22 protein-coding genes are annotated in these 24,625 nt (G+C 63.3%); 10 read left to right on the top strand and 12 right to left on the bottom strand.

The features are described 5' to 3' along the window. Nucleotides 1–6: 6 nt before the first annotated feature. The 6 genes from E6B08_RS19600 (at nucleotide 7) to E6B08_RS19575 (ending at nucleotide 4,773) form a co-directional block, all read left to right on the top strand. Nucleotides 7–666, top strand: a complete 660-nt coding sequence (locus E6B08_RS19600; RefSeq protein WP_136915566.1) for an ABC transporter permease subunit — start codon at nucleotides 7–9, stop codon at nucleotides 664–666. Next, nucleotides 666–1,313 carry an amino acid ABC transporter permease gene (locus tag E6B08_RS19595; protein WP_136915565.1) on the top strand — a complete coding sequence of 216 codons (648 nt, stop codon included), beginning with the start codon at nucleotides 666–668 and terminating at the stop codon, nucleotides 1,311–1,313. Before E6B08_RS19600 ends, E6B08_RS19595 begins: the two co-directional genes overlap by 1 nt. A 4-nt stretch (nucleotides 1,314–1,317) precedes the next feature. Next, complete coding sequence (locus E6B08_RS19590; protein WP_136915564.1) at nucleotides 1,318–2,124, top strand: amino acid ABC transporter ATP-binding protein; 807 nt, start codon at nucleotides 1,318–1,320, stop codon at nucleotides 2,122–2,124. Continuing rightward, on the top strand, nucleotides 2,121–3,353 hold the full coding sequence (locus E6B08_RS19585; RefSeq protein WP_136915563.1) for a M20 family metallo-hydrolase: 1,233 nt from the start codon (nucleotides 2,121–2,123) through the stop codon (nucleotides 3,351–3,353). Before E6B08_RS19590 ends, E6B08_RS19585 begins: the two co-directional genes overlap by 4 nt. Before the next feature lie 16 nt (nucleotides 3,354–3,369). Then, on the top strand, nucleotides 3,370–4,080 hold the full coding sequence (locus E6B08_RS19580) for a DUF1989 domain-containing protein (protein ID WP_192938566.1): 711 nt from the start codon (nucleotides 3,370–3,372) through the stop codon (nucleotides 4,078–4,080). Between the two features lie 87 nt (nucleotides 4,081–4,167). After that, on the top strand, nucleotides 4,168–4,773 hold the full coding sequence (locus E6B08_RS19575; RefSeq protein WP_136915562.1) for a cupin domain-containing protein: 606 nt from the start codon (nucleotides 4,168–4,170) through the stop codon (nucleotides 4,771–4,773). A gap of 4 nt (nucleotides 4,774–4,777) precedes the next feature. On the opposite strand, the gene E6B08_RS19570 is transcribed toward E6B08_RS19575, so the two are convergent. The 8 genes from E6B08_RS19570 to E6B08_RS19535 all read right to left on the bottom strand — a co-directional run bounded on the left by E6B08_RS19570 (nucleotide 4,778) and on the right by E6B08_RS19535 (nucleotide 14,859). Beyond that, a complete protein-coding gene (locus E6B08_RS19570; RefSeq protein WP_136917449.1) occupies nucleotides 4,778–6,742 on the bottom strand; it encodes a DNA topoisomerase III in 1,965 nt (654 codons plus the stop codon). A gap of 191 nt (nucleotides 6,743–6,933) precedes the next feature. Continuing rightward, nucleotides 6,934–7,368 carry a GNAT family N-acetyltransferase gene (locus E6B08_RS19565; protein ID WP_136915561.1) on the bottom strand — a complete coding sequence of 145 codons (435 nt, stop codon included), beginning with the start codon at nucleotides 7,366–7,368 and terminating at the stop codon, nucleotides 6,934–6,936. Then, entirely contained in the window at nucleotides 7,361–8,527 is a 1,167-nt protein-coding gene (locus E6B08_RS19560; protein ID WP_136915560.1) for a cupin domain-containing protein, read from the bottom strand. The genes E6B08_RS19565 and E6B08_RS19560 overlap by 8 nt, the downstream gene beginning before the upstream one ends. 81 nt (nucleotides 8,528–8,608) lie before the next feature. Further along, the gene (gene purB, locus E6B08_RS19555; RefSeq protein WP_136915559.1) at nucleotides 8,609–9,979 is read right to left on the bottom strand and encodes an adenylosuccinate lyase; all 1,371 of its coding nucleotides are present in this window, start codon (nucleotides 9,977–9,979) and stop codon (nucleotides 8,609–8,611) included. Between the two features lie 223 nt (nucleotides 9,980–10,202). Then, on the bottom strand, nucleotides 10,203–10,829 hold the full coding sequence (gene hflD, locus E6B08_RS19550) for a high frequency lysogenization protein HflD (RefSeq protein WP_136915558.1): 627 nt from the start codon (nucleotides 10,827–10,829) through the stop codon (nucleotides 10,203–10,205). Further along, nucleotides 10,826–11,950 (bottom strand): tRNA 2-thiouridine(34) synthase MnmA, encoded by a 1,125-nt coding sequence (gene mnmA, locus E6B08_RS19545; RefSeq protein WP_136915557.1) that lies wholly within the window; start codon nucleotides 11,948–11,950, stop codon nucleotides 10,826–10,828. Before mnmA ends, hflD begins: the two co-directional genes overlap by 4 nt. Before the next feature lie 59 nt (nucleotides 11,951–12,009). Beyond that, on the bottom strand, nucleotides 12,010–12,450 hold the full coding sequence (locus tag E6B08_RS19540; RefSeq protein WP_136915556.1) for an NUDIX hydrolase: 441 nt from the start codon (nucleotides 12,448–12,450) through the stop codon (nucleotides 12,010–12,012). A 183-nt stretch (nucleotides 12,451–12,633) separates the two neighbouring features. Continuing rightward, complete coding sequence (locus tag E6B08_RS19535; RefSeq protein WP_136915555.1) at nucleotides 12,634–14,859, bottom strand: NADP-dependent isocitrate dehydrogenase; 2,226 nt, start codon at nucleotides 14,857–14,859, stop codon at nucleotides 12,634–12,636. A 427-nt stretch (nucleotides 14,860–15,286) separates the two neighbouring features. Between E6B08_RS19535 and icd the strand changes: the two genes are divergently transcribed. After that, a complete protein-coding gene (gene icd, locus E6B08_RS19530) occupies nucleotides 15,287–16,543 on the top strand; it encodes an NADP-dependent isocitrate dehydrogenase (protein ID WP_136915554.1) in 1,257 nt (418 codons plus the stop codon). 66 nt (nucleotides 16,544–16,609) lie between these two features. Here icd and cspD read toward each other — a convergent pair whose 3' ends face one another. Beyond that, entirely contained in the window at nucleotides 16,610–16,870 is a 261-nt protein-coding gene (gene cspD, locus E6B08_RS19525; RefSeq protein ID WP_136915553.1) for a cold shock domain-containing protein CspD, read from the bottom strand. A gap of 230 nt (nucleotides 16,871–17,100) precedes the next feature. Here cspD and clpS point away from each other — a divergent pair, with 230 nt between their 5' ends. Both clpS and clpA read left to right on the top strand, forming a co-directional pair. After that, nucleotides 17,101–17,463, top strand: a complete 363-nt coding sequence (gene clpS, locus E6B08_RS19520) for an ATP-dependent Clp protease adapter ClpS (protein WP_013973290.1) — start codon at nucleotides 17,101–17,103, stop codon at nucleotides 17,461–17,463. Nucleotides 17,464–17,493: 30 nt separating this feature from the next. After that, nucleotides 17,494–19,764 (top strand): ATP-dependent Clp protease ATP-binding subunit ClpA, encoded by a 2,271-nt coding sequence (clpA, locus tag E6B08_RS19515; protein WP_136915552.1) that lies wholly within the window; start codon nucleotides 17,494–17,496, stop codon nucleotides 19,762–19,764. 187 nt (nucleotides 19,765–19,951) lie between these two features. On the opposite strand, the gene infA is transcribed toward clpA, so the two are convergent. The 3 genes from infA to aat form a co-directional block, all read right to left on the bottom strand. Continuing rightward, complete coding sequence (gene infA / locus E6B08_RS19505; RefSeq protein ID WP_002553999.1) at nucleotides 19,952–20,170, bottom strand: translation initiation factor IF-1; 219 nt, start codon at nucleotides 20,168–20,170, stop codon at nucleotides 19,952–19,954. 103 nt (nucleotides 20,171–20,273) lie between these two features. Beyond that, a complete protein-coding gene (locus E6B08_RS19500; RefSeq protein WP_136915550.1) occupies nucleotides 20,274–20,981 on the bottom strand; it encodes an arginyltransferase in 708 nt (235 codons plus the stop codon). Nucleotides 20,982–21,037: 56 nt separating this feature from the next. After that, nucleotides 21,038–21,718 carry a leucyl/phenylalanyl-tRNA--protein transferase gene (gene aat, locus E6B08_RS19495; protein ID WP_136915549.1) on the bottom strand — a complete coding sequence of 227 codons (681 nt, stop codon included), beginning with the start codon at nucleotides 21,716–21,718 and terminating at the stop codon, nucleotides 21,038–21,040. A 314-nt stretch (nucleotides 21,719–22,032) separates the two neighbouring features. Here aat and E6B08_RS19490 point away from each other — a divergent pair, with 314 nt between their 5' ends. Next, a complete protein-coding gene (locus tag E6B08_RS19490) occupies nucleotides 22,033–24,573 on the top strand; it encodes a DNA translocase FtsK (protein WP_416194407.1) in 2,541 nt (846 codons plus the stop codon). Nucleotides 24,574–24,625 lie beyond the last annotated feature (52 nt).

Genomic DNA, 24,625 nt, shown 5'->3' with positions numbered 1-24,625 from the left:
TCGCTGATGATGAACGATTTCAGCAACCGCCTGGCCATGTATTGGCCCGCCCTGATCGAGGGCGCATGGACCACGCTGTGGCTGTGCGCCCTCGGGATGCTGCTGGGTTTCCTGCTAGGGGTATCGCTCCACCTGCTGGCCAATGGCCGGAGCCGCCTGGGCGTCGCCTTCACCAAGGTCTATGTCAGCTTCTTCCGTGGCACGCCCATGCTCGCCCAGCTGCTGCTTCTGTTCTACCTGCCGTCGGCGTTGGGGATGGACGTTGCGCCGATGGTCGCCGCAGTGGCGGCGCTGGCACTGAACACCGCGGCCTACCAGTCGCAGATCCTGGGCAGTGGATTTGCCGCGATCCCTCGTGGGCAAATGGAAGCCGCCGGCGTATTCGGCATCGGCAAGTTCGACAGGCTGATACACATCCAGTTGCCACAGGTGGTGCGCCTGACATCTCCCGCGCTGATTTCCGAATTGATCGATGTGATCAAGGTGTCTGCCGTGGTTTCGGTCATCTCCATCACCGACCTGATGCGCGTTAGCCAGCAACTGGTGTCGCAAACCTATCGTCCGCTCGAGGTGTACCTGGTGGCGGGCCTTTTCTACCTGGCGCTGACCAGCCTCCTGAGCCTGCTCGGGAGCCAGCTGGAGCGACGTTGGCAGGAACGCAGCTAATGCCTGAGCTAATCAGTTATCTACCCGACTTCGCCAATGCCCTGGTGGTCACGCTGGGCATCAGCCTCGCCGCCGCGTGGATCGGTTTGGTGCTGGGCTTCACGCTCAATGCCCTGCGCCTTGCGATACCGGGCTTCGCGGCCCTCTACCGGATGTACGTATGGCTCATTCGCGGAACGCCTTTCCTGGCCCAGCTTGCAGTCGTGTACTTCGGGCTGCCGGTGATCGGCCTGCGCCTGGAAGCCGTCGAGGCGAGCATTCTTTCACTGGCGGTCTACAGCGGCGCCTATTTTGCCGAGCTGTTCCGCTCTGCCTGGGCCAGCGTGCCCAAGGGGCAACTGGAAGCTGCGCGCGTGCATGGCATCTCGCGCAGCCGCACCTTCTGGCATGTGCAGGCACCACAAGCCATCGCCTTTGCGCTTCCGTTGCTGGGCAACCAGGTGATCCTCACCATCAAGGAAAGCGCCGTCACCTCCATTATCACCGTCCCGGAACTGACCATGACCGCCGGGCGCATCGTCTCCACCACCTTTTCCTACGTCATGCCCTACGCCTTGCTGGTGTTGAGCTACTGGCTGCTGACCAGCACGGTCGCGGTCATGGCCGACGCGCTGGGGCGGCGCATGACGCGCTACCTGCGAGGCTGATCTGATGAGTAACCTCCCGCTTCTCGAACTGCGCGGCGTCGGCAAGTCGTATGGCTCCAACCGTGTCCTCAGCGGCTTCGATCTGAGCGTGCAACCTGGAGAGATCGTCTCGCTGATCGGGCCGTCAGGCTCGGGCAAGACCACCGCCCTGCGCTGCATGAACTTCCTCGAGCAATACGACGAAGGCGAGATCTGGATCGACGGCCAGCTGCTGGGCTACAGCGGCAGCGGCAGACGCGTGGCCGATCGCGACAGCGAAGCCAAGATCGACGAGGTGCGCAACCCGCTGTCGATGGTGTTCCAGCAATTCAACCTGTGGCCGCACATGACCGTTCGGGAAAATGTCATCGCGCCTTTGGTGCTGGGCAAGAAAATGGACAAGTCCGAGGCCCGCTCGCGTGCCGATCAGGCCTTGGTCCGGGTTGGCCTGAGCGCCAAGGCCGAGGCCTATCCCGCACGGCTGTCCGGAGGCCAGCAGCAACGCGTCGGCATCGCCCGGGCGTTGGCGGTCATGCCACGCCTGATGTTGCTGGACGAGCCGACCTCGGCGCTCGATCCGGAGTTGGTCGAGGAAGTGCTGCAGGTGATTCGCAGCCTCGCCAACGAGGGTATGACGATGGTCATGGTCACCCACGAAATGAGCTTCGCCGCGCAGATATCCAGCCAGGTGGTGTTCATGGAAGCCGGAAAGATCATCGAAACCGGAGCGCCTCGAGCCTTGTTCGGTGCGCCAAAGACCGAACGCTTGCAGCGGTTTCTCACCCCTTGGTTCAACCGCAGCCTGACTCCGGCTGAGCAGGTGATGCCATGAACTCCGAAATCGTCATGAATGCCGTGTCCGGCGCACGCTTGCAATGCCTGCTGGATGCCCTGGCCACCTTCGGGCCAGGTCGCGACTCAGGGATGAACCGCCAGGCGCTGTCGGAGGAAGACTTTCAGGCCAGAGCCTGGTTGATCGCGCAAGCGCAAGCACTCGGCTGCAAGGTCTGGACCGACGCCTGCGCCAATCTGTTCATTCGTCGTGATGGCCGTGAAGACCTGCCGCCGGTCATGACCGGAAGCCACATCGACACCCAGCCGACCGGGGGGCGCCTGGATGGCTGCTACGGTGTGATGGCCGGGCTGGAATGCTTGCACGCGCTGGCCGAGGCCGGTGTACGGACGCGCCGTCCGATCGAGCTGGTGGTCTGGACCAACGAAGAGGGCAGCCGTTTCAGCCCGGGGGCGATGGGCTCGAGCGCCTATGTCGACCCGCAGCGATTGGCGGACTACCGAAACAATCAGGATGCAGATGGCATCACCGTTGGCGCAGCGCTCGACGCGCATGCGGCACGCTTCGCCGACCTCCCGCTTCGCGAAAAGATCGCGACCCATGCGTTCGTCGAGCTGCACATCGAACAAGGCCCGGTGCTGGAGCAAGCCCAGGTCCCGCTTGGCGTGGTATCCGGGATCCAGGGCGTTGGTTGGTACCAGGTGCGCTGCAAGGGAGCCTCGGCCCATGCCGGCACCACCCCGACCCACATGCGCCGTGACGCCGTATTGCTGGCCATGACTGCGCTCGGGCGTATCGACACCCTGGCCGATGCCCTGGCAGGTGAGGACAAGCGCCTGACCTTCGGGCGTTGGAACGTGCACCCCAATGCAATCAATACCATCGCGGGCGAGGTGACGTTCAGCATCGACTTCCGTCATGCCGACCCCGCGATGCTGGAGGCGTTCGACACCCGTTTGCGCGATTGCCTGCCGGCTGATGCCGAGCTGACCCGCCTGTTCTCGCATGCCCCGACCGCGTTCGACGCGCAGGTCATCGGCGTGCTCGAGGCCGCCTGCGATGCCACCGGGCTTCCCTGGCAGCCGATCCGCTCCGGCGCCTTCCACGATGCCATGTACCTGGCCGGGCATTGCCCGACCGCCATGCTGTTTGTCCCCAGCCGCGATGGTATCAGCCATAACCCGCTGGAATTCACTGAACCGACGCAATTGCACGCCGGTGCCCGGGCTTTGGCCTGGAGCCTCGTTGCGCTTGCCGAACAACCCTGAGCCCATAGGAACCAACATGACACACGTTACCCATAGCCACGACTTCCCCGCATGCTGCCAGCCAGACAACGGCTCCTCGCTGGGTATCAATCCAACCCTGCAGGAGCCAATTTCGCCGGACGGCTCCCCGGTGCTGGGCGAGCGCTATACGGTCCCTGCTCGCTGCGGGCGCGCCGTGCGCCTCAAGGCCGGCCAGGTCATCAAGATCGTCAACGACCACGGCACCCAGGTCTGCGACACCTGGCTGTTCAACAGCGAAGACATGAGCGAGTTCCTGTCCATGGAGCATGCCCGTGCCCACTGCAATCGCATCATTCCCAATGTCGGTGACGAACTGTTCAGCAATCGCCGTCGTGCAATCGGTACCTTGCTCAGCGACACCTCGCCGGGCGTGCACGACACCTTGATGGCCGCGTGCGACCTGCATCGCTACACCAACCTGGGCGTCGAGGGTTATCACGACAGCTGCGCCGACAACATGCGCCTGGCACTGGAGGCAATCGGCCTGCGCTCTCGCGAGGTGCCCCAGCCGTTCAACCTGTGGATGAACATCCCGGTCAACCCGGACTACACCGTGCAATGGTTGCCGCCCGTTTCGAAAGCCGGCGACTATGTGGAAATCCGTGCTGAAATGGACGTGATCGTGGTGATGTCCGCCTGCCCTCAGGACATCGTGCCGATCAATGACCTGAACCCTGTGGAAGTCTCGTTCTCGGTCCACGACTGACCGTATCGCCCAGGTGGACGACAGGCATCGATACGCCTAGGATGCCTGTCGCCGAGTCCTTCATGCGCTTTATGAACTGAGGAATGCATGTCCAAAGCTAGCCACACGCCTGTCACCAAACCCCAGCATTCCGAAGGGTTGCCGAGCTTGAGCGTGCGCCTTCGTCACGCCCGCAAGGTCGCCGGCCTGACCCTCAAGCAGGTTGCGCAAGCGGCCGGTTGTTCGGAGAGCCTCATCTCCAAGCTGGAGAACGACGCGGCTTCGCCTTCGCTGGCCATGTTGCACCGGCTTGCGTTGGCGTTGGGCAGCAACGTGTCGGAGCTCACCTGCGAAGACTGGGTGTCGGAGGAGCCGGTGTTGCGTGCCGGGCATCGACAAGTCAATCGCTTTGCCGAGGGCAAGAAAAAAGGCTACATCGACCTGGAGCGCATCACGCATATCCAGAGGGGCGGTTTGTTGCAGGGCGATATTCACATCATCTCGCCAGGCATGGTCAGCGAAATGATCGAGCATGTCGGCGAAGAGATGGGGTACGTGATCGAGGGTAGCCTCGAGCTGACCCTTGGCGACACCACATACACCCTCAATGCAGGGGATTCGTTCCACTTCCCGAGCAATGTCTCCCATGGTTATCGAAACATTTCCGACGAAATAGTCCGCATCCTGTGGATCAACACACCAGCGACCTTCTAGCGGTCTAGGTACTGGCCTTGCGTCGCGCCTGGCGAGGCTTGGTGGCCGTGCCCTTGGCGCTGCTGGCAGTTGCCTTGCCCTTGCCGCTGCCACGGCGTTTCTTCTTCCATGCAGGCGCCTTGCCTGCCGCTGGCCCGCTGATGCTCAGGCGCAAGCCGCTGCAGCGCTGCACCAGCTTGCCCATCCAGGCCGATTGGCGGGCAACGAATTCCTCCAGGGTCATCTCGCCGCTTTGCACCATGTCCAGCGCCTGTTCCCAGATGGCGGTGGTGCCGGGGTCGGCAATCGCGCGCGGCACGGCGTCGATCAGGCTGAACGCGGCCGGCGTGGCACATAGCGCCTTGCCGTTCTTCACCAGATAGCCACGGTCGAGCAGGCCCTGGATGATGCTGGCGCGGGTCGCTTCGGTACCGATACCCGTGGTTTCCTTGAGCTTCTGCTTGAGGCGCGGATCGTCCACCAGCTTGGCAACGTTTTTCATCGCCTTGATCAGGTCACCCTCGGTGAATGGCTTGGGCGGTTGCGTCCACAGGTCCTTGAGCTGCAAGCCGCGTACTGCGCAATCGTCGCCTTTGCGCAGAGCCGGAAGCACCTGGGCTGGCGCGGCTTCGCGGCCTTTGCTCGGGGTCAGCGCCTCTGGCAGGGCGCGGCGCCAGCCGGGCTCGACGATTTGCTTGCCGACGGCGCGCAAGGCATGGCCAGCGCAATCGAATTCGGCCTGGGTACGGTCGTATTCGTGATTGGGTAGGAACTGCGCCAGGTAGCGGGCGCGGATCAGCGTGTACACCGCCTTGTGCTTGGCCGGTAGGCGTGCCGGGTCGCTGGCTGCCGCGGTCGGGATGATGCCGTGGTGGGCGCTGACCTTGGCGTCGTTCCAGGCCCGCGAGCGCCGGTGTGGCTCGAGGTGGGCTTGCAGCGGGGCGAGGCTGGTGTCCGCGCGCTGCAGTGCGGCAAGGATGCCCGGCGCCTCGGCGTGCTGGCTCAACGGCAGGTAGCCACAGTCGCTGCGCGGGTAGGTGATCAACTTGTGGGTTTCGTACAGCGCCTGGGCGATGTCGAGGGTTTCCTGGGCGCCAAGGCCGAATTTTTTCGAGCACAGCTCCTGCAGGGTGCCGAGGTCGAAGGGCAGGGGGGCGGCTTCGCGGACACGTTCGGTGGCTACCTCCAGTACCCGGGCGGTGCCTGCAGCGCCCATGTCGGCGGCGGCCTGCTGCGCCAGGGTTTGATTCAGGCAACGACTTTGGTCGTCGCAGGCGTCCTCTGGCGCGCGCCACTGGGCGTTGAACGTCTGGCCGGCATGTTCGAGTTGCGCCTCGATGGCCCAAAACGGTACCGGCACGAAATCGGCGATGCTGCGGTCGCGGTCCACCACCAGGCGCAGGGTCGGGGTTTGCACCCGGCCCACCGGCAGCACGCCCTTGTAGCCGGATTGGCGGCCGAGCAGGGTGAACAGGCGGCTCATGTTCATGCCGATCAGCCAGTCGGCGCGTGAGCGGCCGAGCGCCGAATGGTACAGGTTGAAGGTCTGCTGCCCTGGCAGCAGGCGCGACAGCGCTTTGCGGATGGAGGCGTCGTCCAGCGCCGAGAGCCACAGGCGCTGGATTGGCCCGCGGTAGCGGCAGTGTTCGACCAGCTCGCGGGCGATCATCTCGCCTTCGCGGTCAGCGTCGGTGGCGATGACCAGCTCGCGAGCCTCGCCGAGCAAGCGCTTGACGGCCTTGAACTGGCTGGCGGTCTTGGGCTTCACCTGCATCTTCCACTTTTCCGGGATAATCGGCAGGTCGGCGAGGTTCCAGCGTTTGTAGCGTTCGTCGTAGCTGTCGGGTGGAGCGGTTTCGAGCAGGTGGCCGATGCACCAGGTCACGCACACATCGGTGCCTTGCCAGCAACCGTCGCCCTTGCGGGTGGCGCCGAGGACCTTGGCGATGTCTTTTGCCTGGGAGGGTTTTTCGCAGAGGAACAGGCGCATGGCCGGGAACGCTTCATCGAGGGTGATGGGCGATAGAATGCGCAAGCGAGGGCGCGTAGGCAAGTTTTATCTGGATGGATGTACAGCGTTTGTCGGTCGGGAAGTGTCCGGCAGTCCGGCCTCATCGCCGGCAAGCCGGCTCCCACAGGGATTGTAGGAGCCGGCTTGCCGGCGATGAGGCCAGTGGGGGATCAGGCTATTTCGCGGGAATCGCGCACCATGTCCACATGCGGGATGCCTGCCTCGAGAAACTCCTCGCTCACCACGCGAAAGCCCAACCGCTCGTAGAACGGCGTGGCATGCACCTGGGCGCTGAGCATCTGCTGGCTGAGGTCGCGGTTCTGCGCCTCGCGGATCACCGCGTTCATCAGCGCGTCGCCGACCTTCAGCCCGCGCCAGTCGCGCAGCACCGACACCCGGCCGATGGTGCCGTCGGGCAGCAGGCGCGCGGTGCCGATCGGGTAGTCGCCTTCCAAGGCCAGGAAGTGCAGGGCGGTCGGGTCTTCTGCGTCGAATTCCAGCTCCGGCGGCACATGTTGCTCGGCAACGAATACCGCGCTGCGGATGCGGTGGATATCGGCGTGATCCTTGTGCCAGTCGGCGAGGCGAACGCTGATCTTATTCATTGGCAAATCCCAGGCTTCCTTGTTTGACCAGCTGGCAAACCAGCGTCAGGCCGTCTTCGTCTTCCAGCCACTCTACAAGGTTTTCGATGTGCAGTGCGTCGGCCGCGCAAATCAGTTTCAGCAGGTCGCGCAGGTGGCCCGGCAGCAAACGGCTCTGGCCGCTGGCGAACAGCAGCAGGTTGTCGTCGACTTCCGACCAGGCCATGCGCGCGCTCGGATTGCGGATCAGGATGGCGCCCTGTTCCAGGCTGTCGATCAGTTCTTCCTCGCTCAGTTCTTCGCCGCTGACCTGCTCGGGGTAGCGCGGCTCGGTCATGAACTGGCCGAACCAGGTCAGCAGCAGGCGCTCGTCGCCCATGTGTTCGGCCAGCAGGGCCTTGAGGCGGTCCAGGGCGTCGTGCTGGATCTGGTGCGGGTCGCTGACAGGCTGGGCGTCGGCGTCGCTGTAGCGCTCTTCGTCGGGCAGGAACTGGCCGAGGAAGTCGGTGAAGTGGGTCAGCACTTCGGCGGCGCTCGGTGCGCGGAAACCGACCGAGTAGGTCAGGCAGTCGTCTTCGGCCACGCCATAGTGGGCCAGGCGCGGCGGCAGGTAGAGCATGTCCCCCGGTTCCAGGGTCCATTCGCCGCTCTGTTCGAATTCGGCGAGGATGCGCAGGTCGGCATGCTCCAGCAGCGGGCTGTCGCTGTTGCACATCTGGCCGATCTTCCAGTTGCGCTTGCCGTGGCCCTGCAGCAGGAACACGTCGTAGTTGTCGAAGTGTGGACCGACGCTGCCACCGGGGGCGGCGAAGCTGATCATCACGTCGTCGATGCGCCAGCTCGGCAGGAAGCGGAAGTGCTCCAGCAGTTCGGCGACTTCCGGCACGAACTGGTCGACGGCTTGTACCAGCAGGGTCCAGTCCTGTTCCGGCAGTTCGGCGAAGGTGTCTTCGGTGAACGGGCCGCGGCGCAGTTCCCACGGGTGCTCGCCATGCTCGAGCACCAGGCGCGACTCGACTTCTTCTTCCAGTGCCAGGCCGGCCAGTTCGTCGGGGTCGATCGGGCTGATGAAGTCCGGGAACGCCTGGCGCACCAGCAGGGGCTTCTTCTGCCAGTAGTCGCGCATGAATTCGCGGGCCGAGATGCCGCCGAGCAACTGCAGTGGAGTATCAGGATTCATGTTCAACCTATTGAAAAAACGTAGTTTTCGTCCGGGAATAAAAACGCCCGGCTAAGCCGGGCGTTGAGCACGACGCTCAGCTTAGATGCGTTTGGCCTGGGCCGCCGCGTTACCGATGTAGGTGGCGGGGGTCAGTTGCTTGAGCTCGGCCTTGGCTTCGGCTGGCATGTCGAGGCCATCGATGAAGGTCAGCAGCGCTTCAGGGGTGATGCCCTTGCCACGGGTCAGCTCCTTGAGCTTCTCGTAGGGGTTCTCGATGTTGAAGCGGCGCATGACGGTCTGGATCGGCTCGGCCAGGACTTCCCAGCAGGCGTCCAGGTCGGCGGCGATGCGGGCCTGGTTGACTTCCAGCTTGCCGATACCCTTGAGGCTGGCCTCGTAGGCGATGACGCTGTGGGCGAAGCCGACGCCCAGGTTGCGCAGCACGGTGGAGTCGGTCAGGTCGCGCTGCCAGCGCGAGATCGGCAGTTTGCTGGCCAGGTGTTGGAACAGCGCGTTGGCGATGCCCAGGTTGCCTTCGGAGTTCTCGAAGTCGATCGGATTGACCTTGTGCGGCATGGTCGAGGAGCCGATTTCGCCGGCGACGGTCTTCTGCTTGAAGTAGCCCAGCGAGATGTAGCCCCAAACGTCACGGTCGAAGTCGATGAGGATGGTGTTGAAGCGCGCGATGGCGTCGAACAGCTCGGCGATGTAGTCGTGCGGCTCGATCTGGGTGGTGTAGGGGTTGAACACCAGGCCCAGTTCGTCTTCGATGAAGGCACGGGCGTTCTGCTCCCAGTCGATCTGCGAATAGGCCGACAGGTGGGCGTTGTAGTTGCCCACGGCGCCGTTGATCTTGCCCAGCAGCGGGACGGCGGCAACCTGGGCGATCTGGCGCTCCAGGCGGTACACGACGTTGGCCAGTTCCTTGCCCAAGGTGGTCGGCGAAGCCGGCTGGCCATGGGTGCGCGAGAGCATCGGCACATCGGCGTGGGCGTGGGCCAGGGCGCGGATGGCGTCGGCGATCTGGCGCATCAGCGGCAGCAGCACTTCGTCACGGCCGGCGCGCAGCATCAGGGCGTGGGACAGGTTGTTGATGTCCTCGCTGGTGCAGGCGAAGTGAATGAATTCGCTGACCTTGGCCAGCTCAGGCAGCTTGGCGGCCTGCTCCTTGAGGAGGTATTCGATCGCCTTGACGTCGTGGTTGGTGGTGCGCTCGATTTCCTTGACGCGTTCGGCGTGCTCGAGCTTGAAGTCGGTGGCCAGGGTGTCCAGCAGGGCGTTGGCTTCGGCGGAGAACGCCGGCACTTCGCCGATCTGCGGGTGGGCAGCCAGGCGCTGGAGCCAGCGCACTTCGACCAAGGCGCGGAAACGGATCAGGCCGTATTCGCTGAAAATGGGGCGCAAGGCCTGGGTTTTGCCGGCGTAGCGGCCGTCTACAGGGGAAACCGCAGTGAGCGAAGAAAGCTGCATGGGGTGTTCTCGGACAGTCAGGCTTTTGGAAGGGCGCATATCATACATGAAAAATGCGTCCGGGTCGGGTGGCTGACCAAAGGTCGGGCCTGTGTAGGGGCGGCCTTGCGCCGCGATGGGCCGCAAAGCGGCCCCGGAATCCAGAGCATGGCTCGAATTTGCGGGGTCTATTCTGCAGCCCATCGCGGCGCAAGGCCGCTCCTACACGGTTCGGCGTTGCCTTTCAGGAAGGCGAACGCATCATGTCGTACAGTTCGTTGAGCAGCTTGCGGCGGCTGAATACCAGCTGCCAGCGGTGCCCGCCCAGCTGACGCCACAGGCGCGCGGCGCGGATGCCGGCGAGCAGCAGGGCGCGGATCTTCGAGGCGTTGCTGGCCTGTTGCAGGAAGCGCATGTCGCCATGTACCTGGATGCGCTGGCGCAAGGTGCTCAGGGTGTCCTGGTACAAGGCTCCACTGGAAGCGATGACGTTTTCGTGAACCAGGCCGAAATGCTCGGCCTGCGACTGGATCTGCGGCAAGCGGTTGCCGATGGTGTCGAGCAGGTCGCCGCGCTTGTTCAGCTGGCGCTCAAGGCCGAGCATCGACAGCGCGTAGCGCAGCGGCTCGCGCTGCAGGCTGCTGGAGTCGCGCTCGAGGGCGCCGACCAGGGCGCGATAACCGTCGCGCAGGTTGAGGTCGTCGCCACCGAACACCTGCAGGGTGTTTTCCGGGTCGCGCACCAGAAGGCTGCCGAGCATGCAGCCGATGTTGGCCTCGCTGGCCTGGCCGGTGCGGGCGATGCGGTCGACGAGCACGGCAGCCTGGAACACACCGCCCAGGGCAATCAACTGCTCCTGCAGGTTGCTCATGCGCGCGGGCTCCACGGCTCGGCGGTTTCGATCACGCCGCCGCCCAGGCACACCTCGCCATCATAGAACACCACCGACTGGCCGGGGGTCACTGCGCGCTGCGGCTCATCGAACACCGCGCGGTAGCCATTGGCAGTGCGCTCCAGGGTGCATTGCTGGTCGCTCTGGCGGTAGCGCACCTTGGCGGTTAGCTGGCGCGGGCTGCTCAGGTCGATTGGGTTGACCCAGAAGATCTCCGAGGCCAGCAGCGCGCGCGAGAACAGCCACGGGTGCTCGTTGCCCTGGCCGACCACCAGCACATTGCGGGTGAGGTCCTTGTGCAGCACGTACCACGGCTCGTCACCAGCATCCTTGAGGCCGCCGATACCCAGGCCCTGGCGCTGGCCGATGGTGTGGTACATCAGGCCGTGGTGGCGGCCGATCACTTCACCTTCGGTGGTCTCGATATTGCCCGGCTGCGCTGGCAGGTACTGCTTGAGGAAGTCGCTGAAGCGGCGCTCGCCGATGAAGCAGATGCCGGTCGAGTCTTTCTTCTTGGCCGTGGCCAGGCCGTGTTTCTCGGCGATGGCACGCACCTCGGGCTTTTCCAGCTCGCCTACCGGGAACAGGGTGCGGGCGATTTCCTTGCCGCCGACGGCGTGCAGGAAGTAGCTCTGATCCTTGTTCGGGTCCAGGCCCTTGAGCAGTTCGGTCAGTTCCCCGGTGTCGCGGCGGCGCACGTAGTGGCCGGTGGCGATCAGGTCGGCGCCCAGCGAAAGCGCGTAGTCGAGGAAGGCCTTGAACTTGATTTCGCGGTTGCAGAGGATGTCCGGGTTCGGCGTGCGGCCGGCCTTGTATTCCTCCAGGAAGTGCTCGAACACGTTGTCCCAGTACTCGGCGGCGAAGTTGGCAGTGTGCAGCTTGATGCCAATGCGGTCGCACACGGCCTGGGCATCGGCCAGGTCTTCACGGGCGGTGCAGTATTCGGTGCCGTCGTCCTCTTCCCAGTTCTTCATGAACAGACCTTCCACCTGGTAACCCTGCTCCATGAGCAGGAGGGCGGAAACGGAAGAGTCCACGCCGCCGGACATGCCGACGATGACGCGGGTCTTGGCGGGGTCTTTGAGTGCTGGGCTGGTCATGGCTACCGATGTGTATCAAGGGGGAAAAACGCCGATTCTATCAAACCCGCGCCCGCGCGTCAGTCGCGTAGCAGGGCGAGGCTGTGCAACGGGCCTTCGAGGTAGTCCTCCAGGCAACGTGGCACCAGCTCGCTGCGCCAGCGGCTGGGGTCGGCGAGCAGTTCTTCGCGGGTCAGCCAGACGGCGCGAATGATATCGCTGTCCAGTGCCAGGTCGGCGTGATGGCGCACGGGGCGGGCGGCGAAGCAGATGCGTTGATAGGTCACGCCATTGCTGGGCGCGGTGTACAGGTAGATGCCGACGACGCCGGTCAGCTCGACTTCCCAGGCGGTTTCCTCGAGGGTTTCGCGCAGGGCGGCCTGGGGCAGGGTTTCGTTGGCTTCGAGGTGGCCGGCGGGTTGGTTGAATACGTGTTGGCCGGCCTTGAACTCCTCGACGAAGAGGAACTTGCCTTCGTGTTCGACGATGGTGGCGACGGTGATGTGGGGTTGCCAGGTCATGTGCTGCTCCTCAAAGGCTGGCACGGTCCCTTGTAGGAGCGGGTTTACCCGCGAATGCGGCGGTGAGCTCAACATCGCATTCGCGGGTAAACCCGCTCCTACAGGGGCATGGTGTCGATTAATTGCCAGAAAGCACAAACCCCGGTGCGTGGCCGGGGTTTGTGTTGTTACATCAAGCGAACCTTACAGCGCGGCAATCGCGCTGTTCAGGGTCTGGCTTGGGCGCATCACCTTGGCGGTCAGCTCGGCATCTGGGGCGTAGTAGCCACCGATGTCGGCCGGCTTGCCCTGGACGGCGTTGAGCTCGGCGACGATGGTCTCCTCGTTCTCGGTCAGGGTCTTGGCCAGTGGGGCGAAGCGTGCCTGCAGGGCGGCGTCGTCGCTCTGGGCAGCCAGGGCCTGGGCCCAGTACAGGGTCAGGTAGAAGTGGCTACCACGGTTGTCGATACCGCCGACCTTGCGCGAAGGCGACTTGTTGGTGTCGAGGAACTTGCCGGTAGCCTGATCCAGGGTGTTGGCCAGGACCTTGGCGCGTGGGTTGTCGTAGGTGTTGCCCAGGTGCTCCAGGGAAGCGGCCAGGGCCAGGAATTCACCCAGCGAGTCCCAACGCAGGAAGTTCTCTTCGACCAACTGCTGCACGTGCTTCGGTGCCGAGCCGCCAGCGCCGGTTTCGAACAGGCCACCGCCGTTCATCAGCGGGACGATCGACAGCATCTTGGCGCTGGTGCCCAGTTCCATGATCGGGAACAGGTCGGTCAGGTAGTCGCGCAGCACGTTGCCGGTCACCGAGATGGTGTCCTTGCCTTCGCGGATGCGTGCCAGGGAGAACTTGATGGCCTCGACAGGTGCCAGGACGCGGATGTCCAGACCGGTGGTGTCGTGGTCCTTCAGGTACTTCTGCACCTTCTCGATCATCACGCCGTCGTGGGCGCGAGCCGGGTCCAGCCAGAACACCGCAGGGGTGTTGCTCAGGCGGGCACGGTTGACGGCCAGCTTGACCCAGTCCTGGATCGGCGCGTCCTTGGTCTGGCACATGCGGAAGATGTCACCGGCTTCGACGTTCTGCTCCAGCAGGACCTTGCCCTTGCTGTCGACCACGCGCACGACGCCGTCGGCCTTGATCTGGAAGGTCTTGTCGTGGGAGCCGTACTCTTCGGCCTTCTGCGCCATCAGGCCAACGTTCGGCACGCTGCCCATGGTGGTCGGGTCGAAGGCGCCGTTGGCCTTGCAGTCTTCGATGGTGGCTTGGTAGATGCCGGCGTAGCAGCGATCCGGGATGATCGCCTTGGCGTCTTGCAGTTCACCGGCGGTGTTCCACATCTTGCCCGAGTCGCGGATCATCGCTGGCATCGAGGCGTCGACGATGACGTCGCTCGGTACGTGCAGGTTGGTGATGCCCTTGTCGGAGTTGACCATGGCCAGGGCTGGACGCTGGGCGTACAGGGCCTGGATGTCGGCTTCGATCTCGGCCTGCTTGTCCGCTGGCAGGTCCTTGATGCGGGCGTACAGGTCACCGATGCCGTTGTTGGCGTTGAAGCCGACCTGGCTCAGTTCGGCGGCGTGCTTGGCCAGCACGTCGTTGTAGAACTCTTCGACGATGACGCCGAACATGATCGGGTCGGAGACCTTCATCATGGTGGCTTTCAGGTGGACCGACAGCAGCACGCCGGAAGCCTTGGCATCGGCGATCTGCTCGGCGATGAAGGCTTTCAGGGCCTTGCGGCTCAGGGTGGCGCAGTCGACGACCTCAGCGGCTTTGACGGCGGTCTTTTCCTTCAGCACGGTGGTGCTGCCGTCCTTGCCGACCAGTTCGATGCGCAGGCTGTCGTCAGCCTCGATCAGGGCGGCTTTCTCGCTGCCGTAGAAGTCGCCTTGGCTCATGTGGGCAACGTGCGACTTGGAGTCGGCGGCCCAGGCGCCCATCTTGTGCGGGTGCTTGCGAGCGTAGTTCTTGACCGACAGCGGGGCGCGGCGGTCGGAGTTGCCTTCGCGCAGCACCGGGTTTACGGCGCTGCCCTTGATGCGGTCGTAGCGCGCGCGGGATTCTTTTTCCTCGGCGGTGCTCGGCTCGTCGGCGTAGTCAGGGATATTGAAGCCCTTGCCTTGCAGTTCCTTGATCGCCGCCTTGAGCTGCGGTACCGAGGCGCTGATGTTCGGCAGCTTGATGATGTTGGCTTCAGGAGTGGTAGCCAGCTGACCCAGTTCCGCCAGGTGATCGCCTACTTGCTTCTCTGCGCCCAGTTGCTCCGGGAAAGCCGCGAGGATACGGCCAGCCAGGGAGATGTCGCGAGTTTCGACGGCGATGTCAGCCGAAGCGGTGAACGCCTCGACGATCGGCAGCAGCGAGTAGGTGGCGAGGGCGGGGGCTTCGTCGGTGAAGGTATAGATGATCTTGGAACGGGTGGGCATGCGGGTTAACTCTCTATGTGCTGAGCGTGCTCGAGTCTCGAGGTGCGCAGGGTAGGCGCATCGCCCAGGCAGCGCCATGAGCGGAAAGTCGAGAGGCTGCGAGCGGTGATGGTGGATGCATCAGTCGAGCGTCAAGTGCTGAGCTGCGGTAACAGCCCAGGCTTAGTGGCCAGGCTTTGTGGCCTGTACCTGGCCGAGGGCGAGCCGCATTTTCCAAGGGTTCGCCCCGATGACCCTACGGTCGCGGCGCAGTATATCAAACCAATCGGGCTATTCAGCAAGGCGAAGTGACATCGGCCCATTTATAAGACCAAAGACGTAGGGGCAATGTGGCCGGTTGTCGCAGGGCTTGCAGGGTGGTGGATGTGGTTTAGGCTCATTGCATCGCATGAAGTCCAACCACGACCCGCAAGCGGAGTAGTGCACCATGGGATACCAGAAAATCAAGGTTCCGACCGACGGTAGCAAGATCACCGTCAATGCCGACCACTCGCTCAATGTGCCCGACAACCCGATCATTCCCTTCATCGAGGGCGATGGCATCGGGGTGGACGTCTCGCCCGTCATGATCAAGGTCGTCGATGCCGCCGTGCACAAGGCCTACGGCGGCAAGCGCAAGATCGCCTGGATGGAGGTGTATGCCGGGGAGAAAGCCACCCAGGTGTATGACCAGGACACCTGGCTGCCGCAGGAAACCCTCGATGCGGTGCGCGACTATGTGGTGTCGATCAAGGGGCCACTGACCACGCCGGTCGGAGGCGGGATCCGTTCACTGAACGTAGCCCTGCGCCAGCAGCTCGACCTGTACGTCTGCCTGCGCCCTGTGCTGTGGTTCCAGGGCGTGCCGAGCCCGGTCAAGAAGCCCGGTGACGTCGACATGGTGATCTTCCGGGAGAACTCCGAGGACATCTATGCCGGCATCGAATGGAAGGCCGGCTCGCCCGAGGCCGACAAGGTGATCAAGTTCCTCAAGGAGGAAATGGGCGTCACCAAGATCCGCTTCGACCAGGATTGCGGTATCGGCGTCAAGCCGGTTTCCCGCGAGGGCACCAAGCGCCTGGTGCGCAAGGCCCTGCAGTACGTGGTCGACAACGACCGCGAGTCGCTGACCCTGGTGCACAAGGGCAACATCATGAAATTCACCGAAGGCGCCTTCAAGGATTGGGGCTATGAGGTGGCCCGTGACGAATTCGGCGCCGAGCTGCTCGACGGCGGCCCGTGGATGAAGTTCAAGAACCCGAAAACGGGCCGCGAAGTGGTGGTCAAGGATGCCATCGCCGACGCCATGCTCCAGCAGATCCTGCTGCGCCCGGCCGAATACGACGTGATCGCCACCCTCAACCTCAACGGTGACTACCTGTCCGATGCCCTGGCGGCGGAGGTGGGCGGTATCGGCATCGCGCCCGGTGCCAACCTGTCCGACACCGTGGCCATGTTCGAGGCCACGCACGGCACCGCACCCAAGTACGCAGGGCAGGACAAGGTCAACCCCGGTTCGGTGATACTGTCGGCAGAGATGATGTTGCGGCACATGGGCTGGACCGAGGCGGCGGACCTGATCATCAAGGGCACCAATGGTGCCATCGGCGCTAAGACGGTCACCTATGACTTCGAGCGTTTGATGGACGGCGCCACGTTGGTCAGCAGTTCAGGCTTTGGCGAGGCGATGATCAAGCATATGTAGCGAACGACAAAACGGCCGCCCTGTCGAAGGGTGGCCGTTTCGAACGTCTACCGTGTGGCTAGCGCGTCAGGCTTCGAGTGGTATGCTCGAGGTCTGCGTTGCGGTGGGTTCGCTGACCGTGGCAGTAGCGTTGGTGATCTGCGTGGCGTGCAGCCCCTTGGGGCCTTGGACGATCTCGAAGTTCACGGCCTGTCCGGCTTTGAGCGTCTTGTAGCCGTCCATCTGGATAGCCGAGTAATGGGCGAACAGATCATCGGTTTTGCCGTCTTCATTGATGAATCCGTAGCCCTTGGCATTGTTGAACCACTTGACTTTGCCGCTTGCCATCCCTATGTCCCTCTGCAAAGGACTCCATCACTGGAGTATCATCCACTTCATCCGCATACGAACCATGCGAAAAATCTGGTTGACTGCGCGGATCTTTATCGACCACGGTGGGTTCCTATTGGTTGTAACACCGTTTTGCCGATAGTCAAGGTCATGCGGCGCCCGCGCCGGCGACGGCCTTTGCGGTCAACCCACAACCTTAACCTGTCGATCGTGATGAAATTCTTTCCATGCATGCACCTAGCGAGATTCGACTAACATTCAATCAGGATCGCCCGCAATCGAATGAGGACGATGGCTCTGGTCTCGCGGTTCAGGAAGCCAAGCCGATCCTGCAGGCGCCACCGATGTACAAGGTGGTTTTGTTCAACGACGACTACACGCCGATGGATTTCGTCGTCGAAGTGCTCGAGACGTTCTTCAATCTGAACCGCGAGCTGGCGACCAAGATCATGCTGACCGTCCATACCGAAGGGCGGGCAGTGTGCGGATTGTTTACCCGTGACATCGCCGAAACCAAGGCCATGCAGGTCAACCAATACGCCAGGGAAAGCCAGCATCCGCTACTCTGTGAAATCGAGAAGGACGGTTAATCGCCGACCACTTGGGTATGAGGTGAAGCTATGTTAAACCGCGAGCTCGAAGTCACCCTCAATCTTGCCTTCAAGGAGGCCCGTTCGAAGCGTCATGAATTCATGACCGTCGAACATCTGCTCTTGGCACTCCTTGACAATGAGGCTGCCGCGACCGTTCTGCGCGCCTGTGGCGCCAATCTCGACAAACTCAAGCATGACCTGCAAGAGTTCATCGATTCCACCACCCCGTTGATTCCGGTCAACGACGAAGACCGTGAGACCCAGCCGACCCTGGGCTTCCAGCGCGTGCTGCAGCGCGCCGTGTTCCACGTGCAGAGTTCCGGCAAGCGTGAAGTCACCGGCGCAAACGTACTCGTGGCGATCTTCAGCGAACAGGAAAGCCAGGCCGTGTTCCTGCTCAAGCAGCAGAGTGTGGCCCGTATCGATGTGGTCAACTACATCGCCCATGGCATCTCCAAGGTGCCGGGCCACGGCCCCAGCACCGAAGGCGAGCAGGACATGCAGGACGAGGAGGGTGGCGAAGCGTCCTCCTCGGGCAACCCGCTGGACGCCTATGCCAGCAATCTCAACGAGCTGGCCCGTGCCGGGCGCATCGACCCCCTGGTAGGGCGTGAGCAAGAGGTCGAGCGCGTTGCGCAGATCCTCGCCCGGCGGCGCAAGAACAACCCGCTGCTGGTCGGCGAGGCCGGTGTCGGCAAGACCGCCATCGCCGAAGGCCTGGCCAAGCGCATCGTTGACGGCCAGGTGCCCGACCTGCTGGCGCAGAGCGTGGTGTACTCCCTCGACCTCGGCGCGCTGCTGGCCGGTACCAAGTACCGGGGCGACTTCGAGAAGCGCTTCAAGGCGCTGCTCGGTGAGTTGCGCAAGCGCCCGCAGGCCATCCTGTTCATCGACGAGATCCACACCATCATCGGTGCGGGTGCGGCGTCGGGCGGGGTGATGGATGCCTCCAACCTGCTCAAGCCGCTGTTGTCCTCGGGCGACATCCGCTGCATCGGCTCCACCACCTTCCAGGAATTCCGCGGCATCTTCGAGAAAGACCGTGCGCTGGCGCGGCGTTTCCAGAAGGTCGATGTCAGCGAACCGTCGGTAGAGGACACCGTAGGCATTCTGCGCGGCCTGAAGGGCCGTTTCGAAAGCCACCACAACATCGAGTACAGCGACGAGGCCCTGCGTGCAGCGGCCGAGCTGGCCTCGCGCTACATCAATGATCGCCACATGCCGGACAAGGCCATCGACGTGATCGACGAGGCGGGCGCCTACCAGCGCCTGCAGCCCGAAGCCAATCGGGTCAAGCGCATCGACGTGCCACAGGTCGAGGATATCGTCGCCAAGATCGCGCGGATTCCGCCGAAGCATGTCACCAGCTCCGACAAGGAGCTGCTGCGCAACCTCGAGCGTGACCTGAAACTGACCGTGTTCGGCCAGGACGCCGCGATCGACTCGCTGTCCACCGCCATCAAGCTGTCGCGTGCCGGCCTCAAGGCACCGGACAAGCCGGTCGGCTCGTTCCTGTTCGCAGGCCCCACCGGTGTCGGCAAGACCGAGGTCGCTCGCCAGCTGGCCAAGGCCCTGGGCGTCGAACTGGTGCGCTTCGACATGTCCGAGTACATGGAGCGGCACACCGTGTCGCGCCTGATCGGTGCGCCTCCTGGCTATGTCGGGTTCGACCAGGGTGGCCTGCTGACCGAGGCGATCACCAAGCAACCGCATTGCGTGCTGCTGCTCGACGAAATCGAGAAGGCCCACCCGGAAGTCTTCAACCTGCTGTTGCAGGTGATGGACCACGGTACCCTGACCGACAACAACGGGCGCAAGGCCGACTTCCGCAACGTGATCCTGATCATGACCACCAACGCCGGCGCCGAAACCGCCGCGCGGGCCTCGATCGGCTTCACCCATCAGGACCACGCGTCCGATGCGATGGAAGTCATTCGCAAGAGCTTCACGCCGGAGTTCCGCAACCGCCTGGACACCATCATCCAGTTTGGTCGCCTCAGCCACGAGACGATCAAGAGCATCGTCGACAAGTTCCTCATCGAACTGCAGGCGCAGCTGGAAGACAAGCGCGTGCTGCTGGAAGTCAGCGACGACGCCCGCGGCTGGCTGGCAGCTACCGGCTACGACGTGCAGATGGGGGCACGGCCGATGGCGCGGCTCATCCAGGACAAGATCAAGCGGCCGTTGGCCGAGGAGATCCTGTTCGGCGAGCTGGCCGAGCACGGCGGTGTAGTGCATGTCGACCTGCGCGATGGCGAGCTGGTGTTCGATTTCGAGACCACGGCTGAAGTTGCGTGATGGCGAGGGCCGCTTTGCGGCCCATTCGCGGGACAAGCCCGCTCCCACAGGTGCAGTGCAGTCCTCAGCGGCAGCGCAGTACCTGTGGGAGCGGGCTTGTCCCGCGAATGGGCTGCAGGGCAGCCCTCGGCAATCTTGACGGCACAAAAAAGCCCGGCACATGGCCGGGCTTTTTCATGGCTGGAGCTTAGCGCGCGCGGTAGGTGATGCGGCCTTTGCTGAGGTCGTACGGCGTCAGCTCGACGCGGACCTTGTCGCCAGTGAGAATACGAATGTAGTTCTTGCGCATCTTTCCGGAGATGTGCGCGGTTACGACGTGCCCGTTTTCCAACTCCACGCGGAACATGGTGTTGGGCAGGGTGTCGACGACAGTACCTTCCATTTCGAAGCTGTCTTCTTTCGACATGCAGTAGAGCCCTCGGTATCCAGTGTAGGCCCGACGCATAACCGCACCGGGCAAAAAAGTGGCGTGGATTATGCCCGAAAATTGTATGTCAAGCCAATGCCTTTCAGTTGAGGCTGACCCAGCGCTGGTTGATCAGCAGTTCGATGGGGCGGTACTGGGTCTTGTAGTTCATCTTCTTGCAGTTCTTGATCCAGTAACCCAGGTACACCGCTTCGAGGTCCTGGCGCAGGGCCTCGGTGACCTGCCAGAGGATGGCGTAGCGACCGAGGCTGCGGCGCTCTTCCTCGGGCTCGTAGAAGGTGTACACCGCGGACAGTCCATTGGGTAGCAGGTCGCACACCGCCACTGCCAGCAGGCGGCCCTCGAGGCGGAACTCGTAGAACCAGCAGAACGGCAGGTCGCGGACCAGGAAGGTGGAAAACTGGTCACGGCTGGGCGGATACATGTCGCCATCGGCATGGCGGGTCTCGATGTAGCGCCGGTACAGGTCGAAATACTCTTCCTTGAACGCCGGGCGCGCGGCGGTCACGGTCAGGTCGGCGTTGCGCTTGAGGATGCGCCGCTGCTGGCGATTGGGGATGAAGCGGGCGGCGGGGATGCGTGCAGGCACGCAGGCATTGCAGTTCTGGCAATGAGGGCGATAGAGGTGGTCGCCACTGCGACGAAAGCCCATTTCCGACAGATCGGCGTACACATGCACGTCCATCGGCTGGCTAGGGTCGAGGAACAGGGTGGTTGCCTGCTCGTCCGGCAGATAGCTGCAGGAGTGGGGCTGAGTGGCATAGAACTTCAGTCGCGCCAGCTCTGTCATGATCAACCCCCTCGGTGAGACTTTGCTTTAAGTGTAAGCCAGCTGGCAGAACTCGCCTAGCAAACCCAGGTAGCGCCATTGGGCTGGTCGAGGTGTTGGCGCAGGTAGTCGGCGAAGTCGGCACGGCTGATGGCGCGGGCGCCGAGGCTGTGCAGGTGGTTGGTGGGCATCTGGCAGTCGATGAGGACGAAGCCTGCATTGCGCAAATGTTCGACCAGCGTCACGAAGCCGACTTTCGAGGCATTGTCGGCGCGGCTGAACATCGACTCGCCGAAAAACAGTCGGCCCATGGCCAGGCCATACAGGCCGCCGACCAGTTCGCCGTCCTGGCGTACCTCGACGCTGTGGGCGATGCCGCGCTGGTGCAGCTGGCAATAGGCCTCACGCATGTTGTCGGTGATCCAGGTGCCATCGGTGTAGTCGCGGGGCGCGGCGCAGGCGTCGATGACGGCGCGAAAATCGCTGTCGAAGCTCACCTGGTAGCGGCCCTGGCGCATCAGCTTGGCGAGCGAGCGCGACACGTGCAGCTCGTCTGGGAACAGTACGGTGCGAGGATCGGGCGACCACCAGAGAATCGGCTGGCCATCCTGATACCAGGGGAAGCAGCCATGGCGATAGGCCTGCACCAGTCGCTCGGCGCTCAGGTCGCCACCGGCGGCAAGCAGGCCGTTGGGATCGTGCAGGGCTTTTTCCAGCGGCGGGAAGGTCAGCGAATCGCGGGTGAGCCAGGTGAGCATGGTCTATCGTGCGGTGGGGGAGGGGAGAGGTCAGCATGGCGCGTGCGGCTTTTCGGGTCAATGCTGGCCTCGTCGCCGGCCCCGGCAGGCAGCACAAGATGTAATTTCCTACACATTAGGATGGCTACAGGCACCATCCGGCACATTTGCTGTCACACCTGTGCAAAAACACAGCATAAGCCTTTGTCACGAAAGAAAATGCATGCTCAAATTGCAGTCATACGAAAGTCGCCCCCACTCAAGCGCCTCATGGCGTGCCGCCATGGCGGCCGGCGGGCAGTAATGTTAAAAGTAGTGGTTCATTGGCCGCACACCTGGCCGATCACTATTGGACGCGCAGCACGCGCAGGAATAGACGCGTTTTGAAGAAATCCACCGCAACTCCAGCTCCATTGCCTGTGCCCCTGTGGCGGCAGCAGCTGCATTACCGCCTCAAGGAAGGTGCGTTGATCGCTGTCGGCGCCCTGTGCCTGTATCTGTGGATGGCGCTGCTGACCTACGACACCTCGGATCCAGGCTTCAGCCACACCAGCAACGTCGACCAGGTGCAGAATGCCGCCGGTCGTGCCGGAGCCTACTTCGCCGACATCCTGTTCATGGTGCTGGGCTATTTCGCCTACATTTTCCCGTTGCTGCTGGCCATCAAGACCTGGCAGATCTTCCGCGAGCGTCACCAGCCGTGGCAGTGGAGCGGCTGGCTGTTCTCCTGGCGGTTGATCGGCCTGGTGTTCCTGGTGCTGTCGGGCGCTGCGCTTGCGCATATTCATTTCCATCCGGCGACCAGCATCCCGTTCTCCGCCGGCGGCGCACTGGGCGAGAGCCTGGGCGATCTGGCGCGCAACCTGCTGAACGTGCAGGGCAGCACGCTGATGTTCATCGCCCTGTTCCTGTTCGGCCTGACCGTGTTCACCGACCTGTCGTGGTTCAAGGTGATGGACCTGACCGGCAAGATCACCCTCGACCTGTTCGAACTGGTGCAAGGTGCCGCGAACCGCTGGTGGGAGGCGCGCAACGAGCGCAAGCGCCTGGAGGCGCAGCTGCGTGAGGTCGACGACCCGGTGTTCGACCTTGGGCCAAAGGCCACAGACAAGCGCGAGCCGGCCAAACCGGCCCTGCGCGAGCGCCTGTTCAAGCGTGAAGAAGCACCCGCCCAGCCCTTCGAGCCTCGCGAGCCGACCCTTGGGCGCGAGCCAACCCTTGCTCGCGAGCCTGTGGTGGCGCGTGAGCCGGTGGTATCCCGCGAGCCGGCTCACGCGGCCCCGACCATCGTGCCGCCCGCTGCTGCCCGGGCGCCGGAGCAAAGCAAGCGGGTGATGAAGGAGAAGCAGGCGCCGCTGTTCGTCGACAGCGCCGTGGAAGGCACCTTGCCGTCGATTTCCATTCTCGATCCTGCCGAACAGAAAAAGATCGAGTACTCGCCAGAATCCCTGGCCGGTGTCGGTCAGTTGCTGGAAATCAAGCTCAAGGAATTCGGCGTCGAGGTTTCGGTGGACTCCATCCACCCAGGCCCGGTCATCACCCGTTACGAAATCCAGCCGGCGGCTGGCGTCAAGGTCAGCCGCATCGCCAACCTCGCCAAGGACCTGGCGCGTTCCCTGGCGGTGACCAGCGTGCGTGTGGTCGAGGTGATCCCCGGCAAGACCACCGTGGGCATCGAGATCCCCAACGAAAACCGGCAGATGGTGCGGTTCTCCGAAGTGCTCGCCACGCCCCAGTACGACGAGCAGAAGTCGCCGGTCACCCTGGCCCTGGGCCACGACATCGGCGGCAAGCCGGTGATCACCGACCTGGCCAAGATGCCCCACCTGCTGGTGGCCGGTACCACCGGTTCCGGTAAGTCGGTGGGTGTGAACGCGATGATCCTGTCGATCCTGTTCAAGTCCAGCCCGGAAGACGCGCGGTTGATCATGATCGACCCGAAAATGCTCGAGCTGTCGATCTACGAAGGCATTCCGCACCTGCTGTGCCCGGTGGTCACCGACATGAAGGACGCCGCCAACGCCCTGCGCTGGAGCGTTGCCGAGATGGAGCGCCGCTACAAGCTGATGGCGGCCATGGGCGTGCGGAACCTGGCGGGCTTCAACCGCAAGGTCAAGGATGCCCAGGAAGCGGGTGAAATCATCCACGACCCGTTGTACCGTCGCGAAAGCATGGACGACGAGCCGCCAGCGCTGAAAACCCTGCCGACCATCGTGGTGGTGGTCGACGAGTTCGCCGACATGATGATGATCGTCGGCAAGAAGGTCGAGGAATTGATCGCCCGTATCGCCCAGAAGGCGCGGGCCGCCGGTATCCATCTGATCCTCGCCACCCAGCGCCCGTCGGTGGACGTGATCACCGGCCTGATCAAGGCCAACATCCCGACCCGCATGGCGTTCCAGGTGTCGAGCAAGATCGACTCGCGGACCATCATCGACCAGGGTGGCGCCGAGCAGCTGCTTGGCCACGGCGACATGCTCTACATGCCGCCGGGCACCAGCCTGCCGATTCGTGTACACGGCGCGTTCGTCTCCGATGACGAGGTGCATCGCGTGGTCGAGGCCTGGAAGCTGCGTGGCGCACCGGACTACAACGACGACATCCTCAATGGCGTGGAAGAGGCCGGTAGCGGCTTCGAAGGCGGCGGCGGGGGTGGCGATGGTGAAGATTCGGAAAGCGACGCCCTGTATGATGAAGCCGTGCAATTCGTGCTGGAAAGCCGCCGTGCGTCCATTTCGGCGGTGCAGCGCAAGCTGAAGATCGGCTACAACCGCGCCGCCCGCATGATCGAGGCGATGGAAATGGCGGGTGTCGTTACCCCCATGAACAGCAACGGCTCGCGGGAAGTCATCGCCCCAGGCGGCCCACGCGATTGATCGTTACCCTGCCGGGCGCCATCTGTGGCGCCCGGCCCAATCACTGCTCAAC

Source organism: Pseudomonas putida (assembly GCF_005080685.1).
In the GTDB taxonomy this organism is placed as follows: Bacteria; Pseudomonadota; Gammaproteobacteria; order Pseudomonadales; family Pseudomonadaceae; genus Aquipseudomonas; species Aquipseudomonas putida_V.
This window is presented reverse-complemented; position numbering and strand designations above follow the sequence as displayed.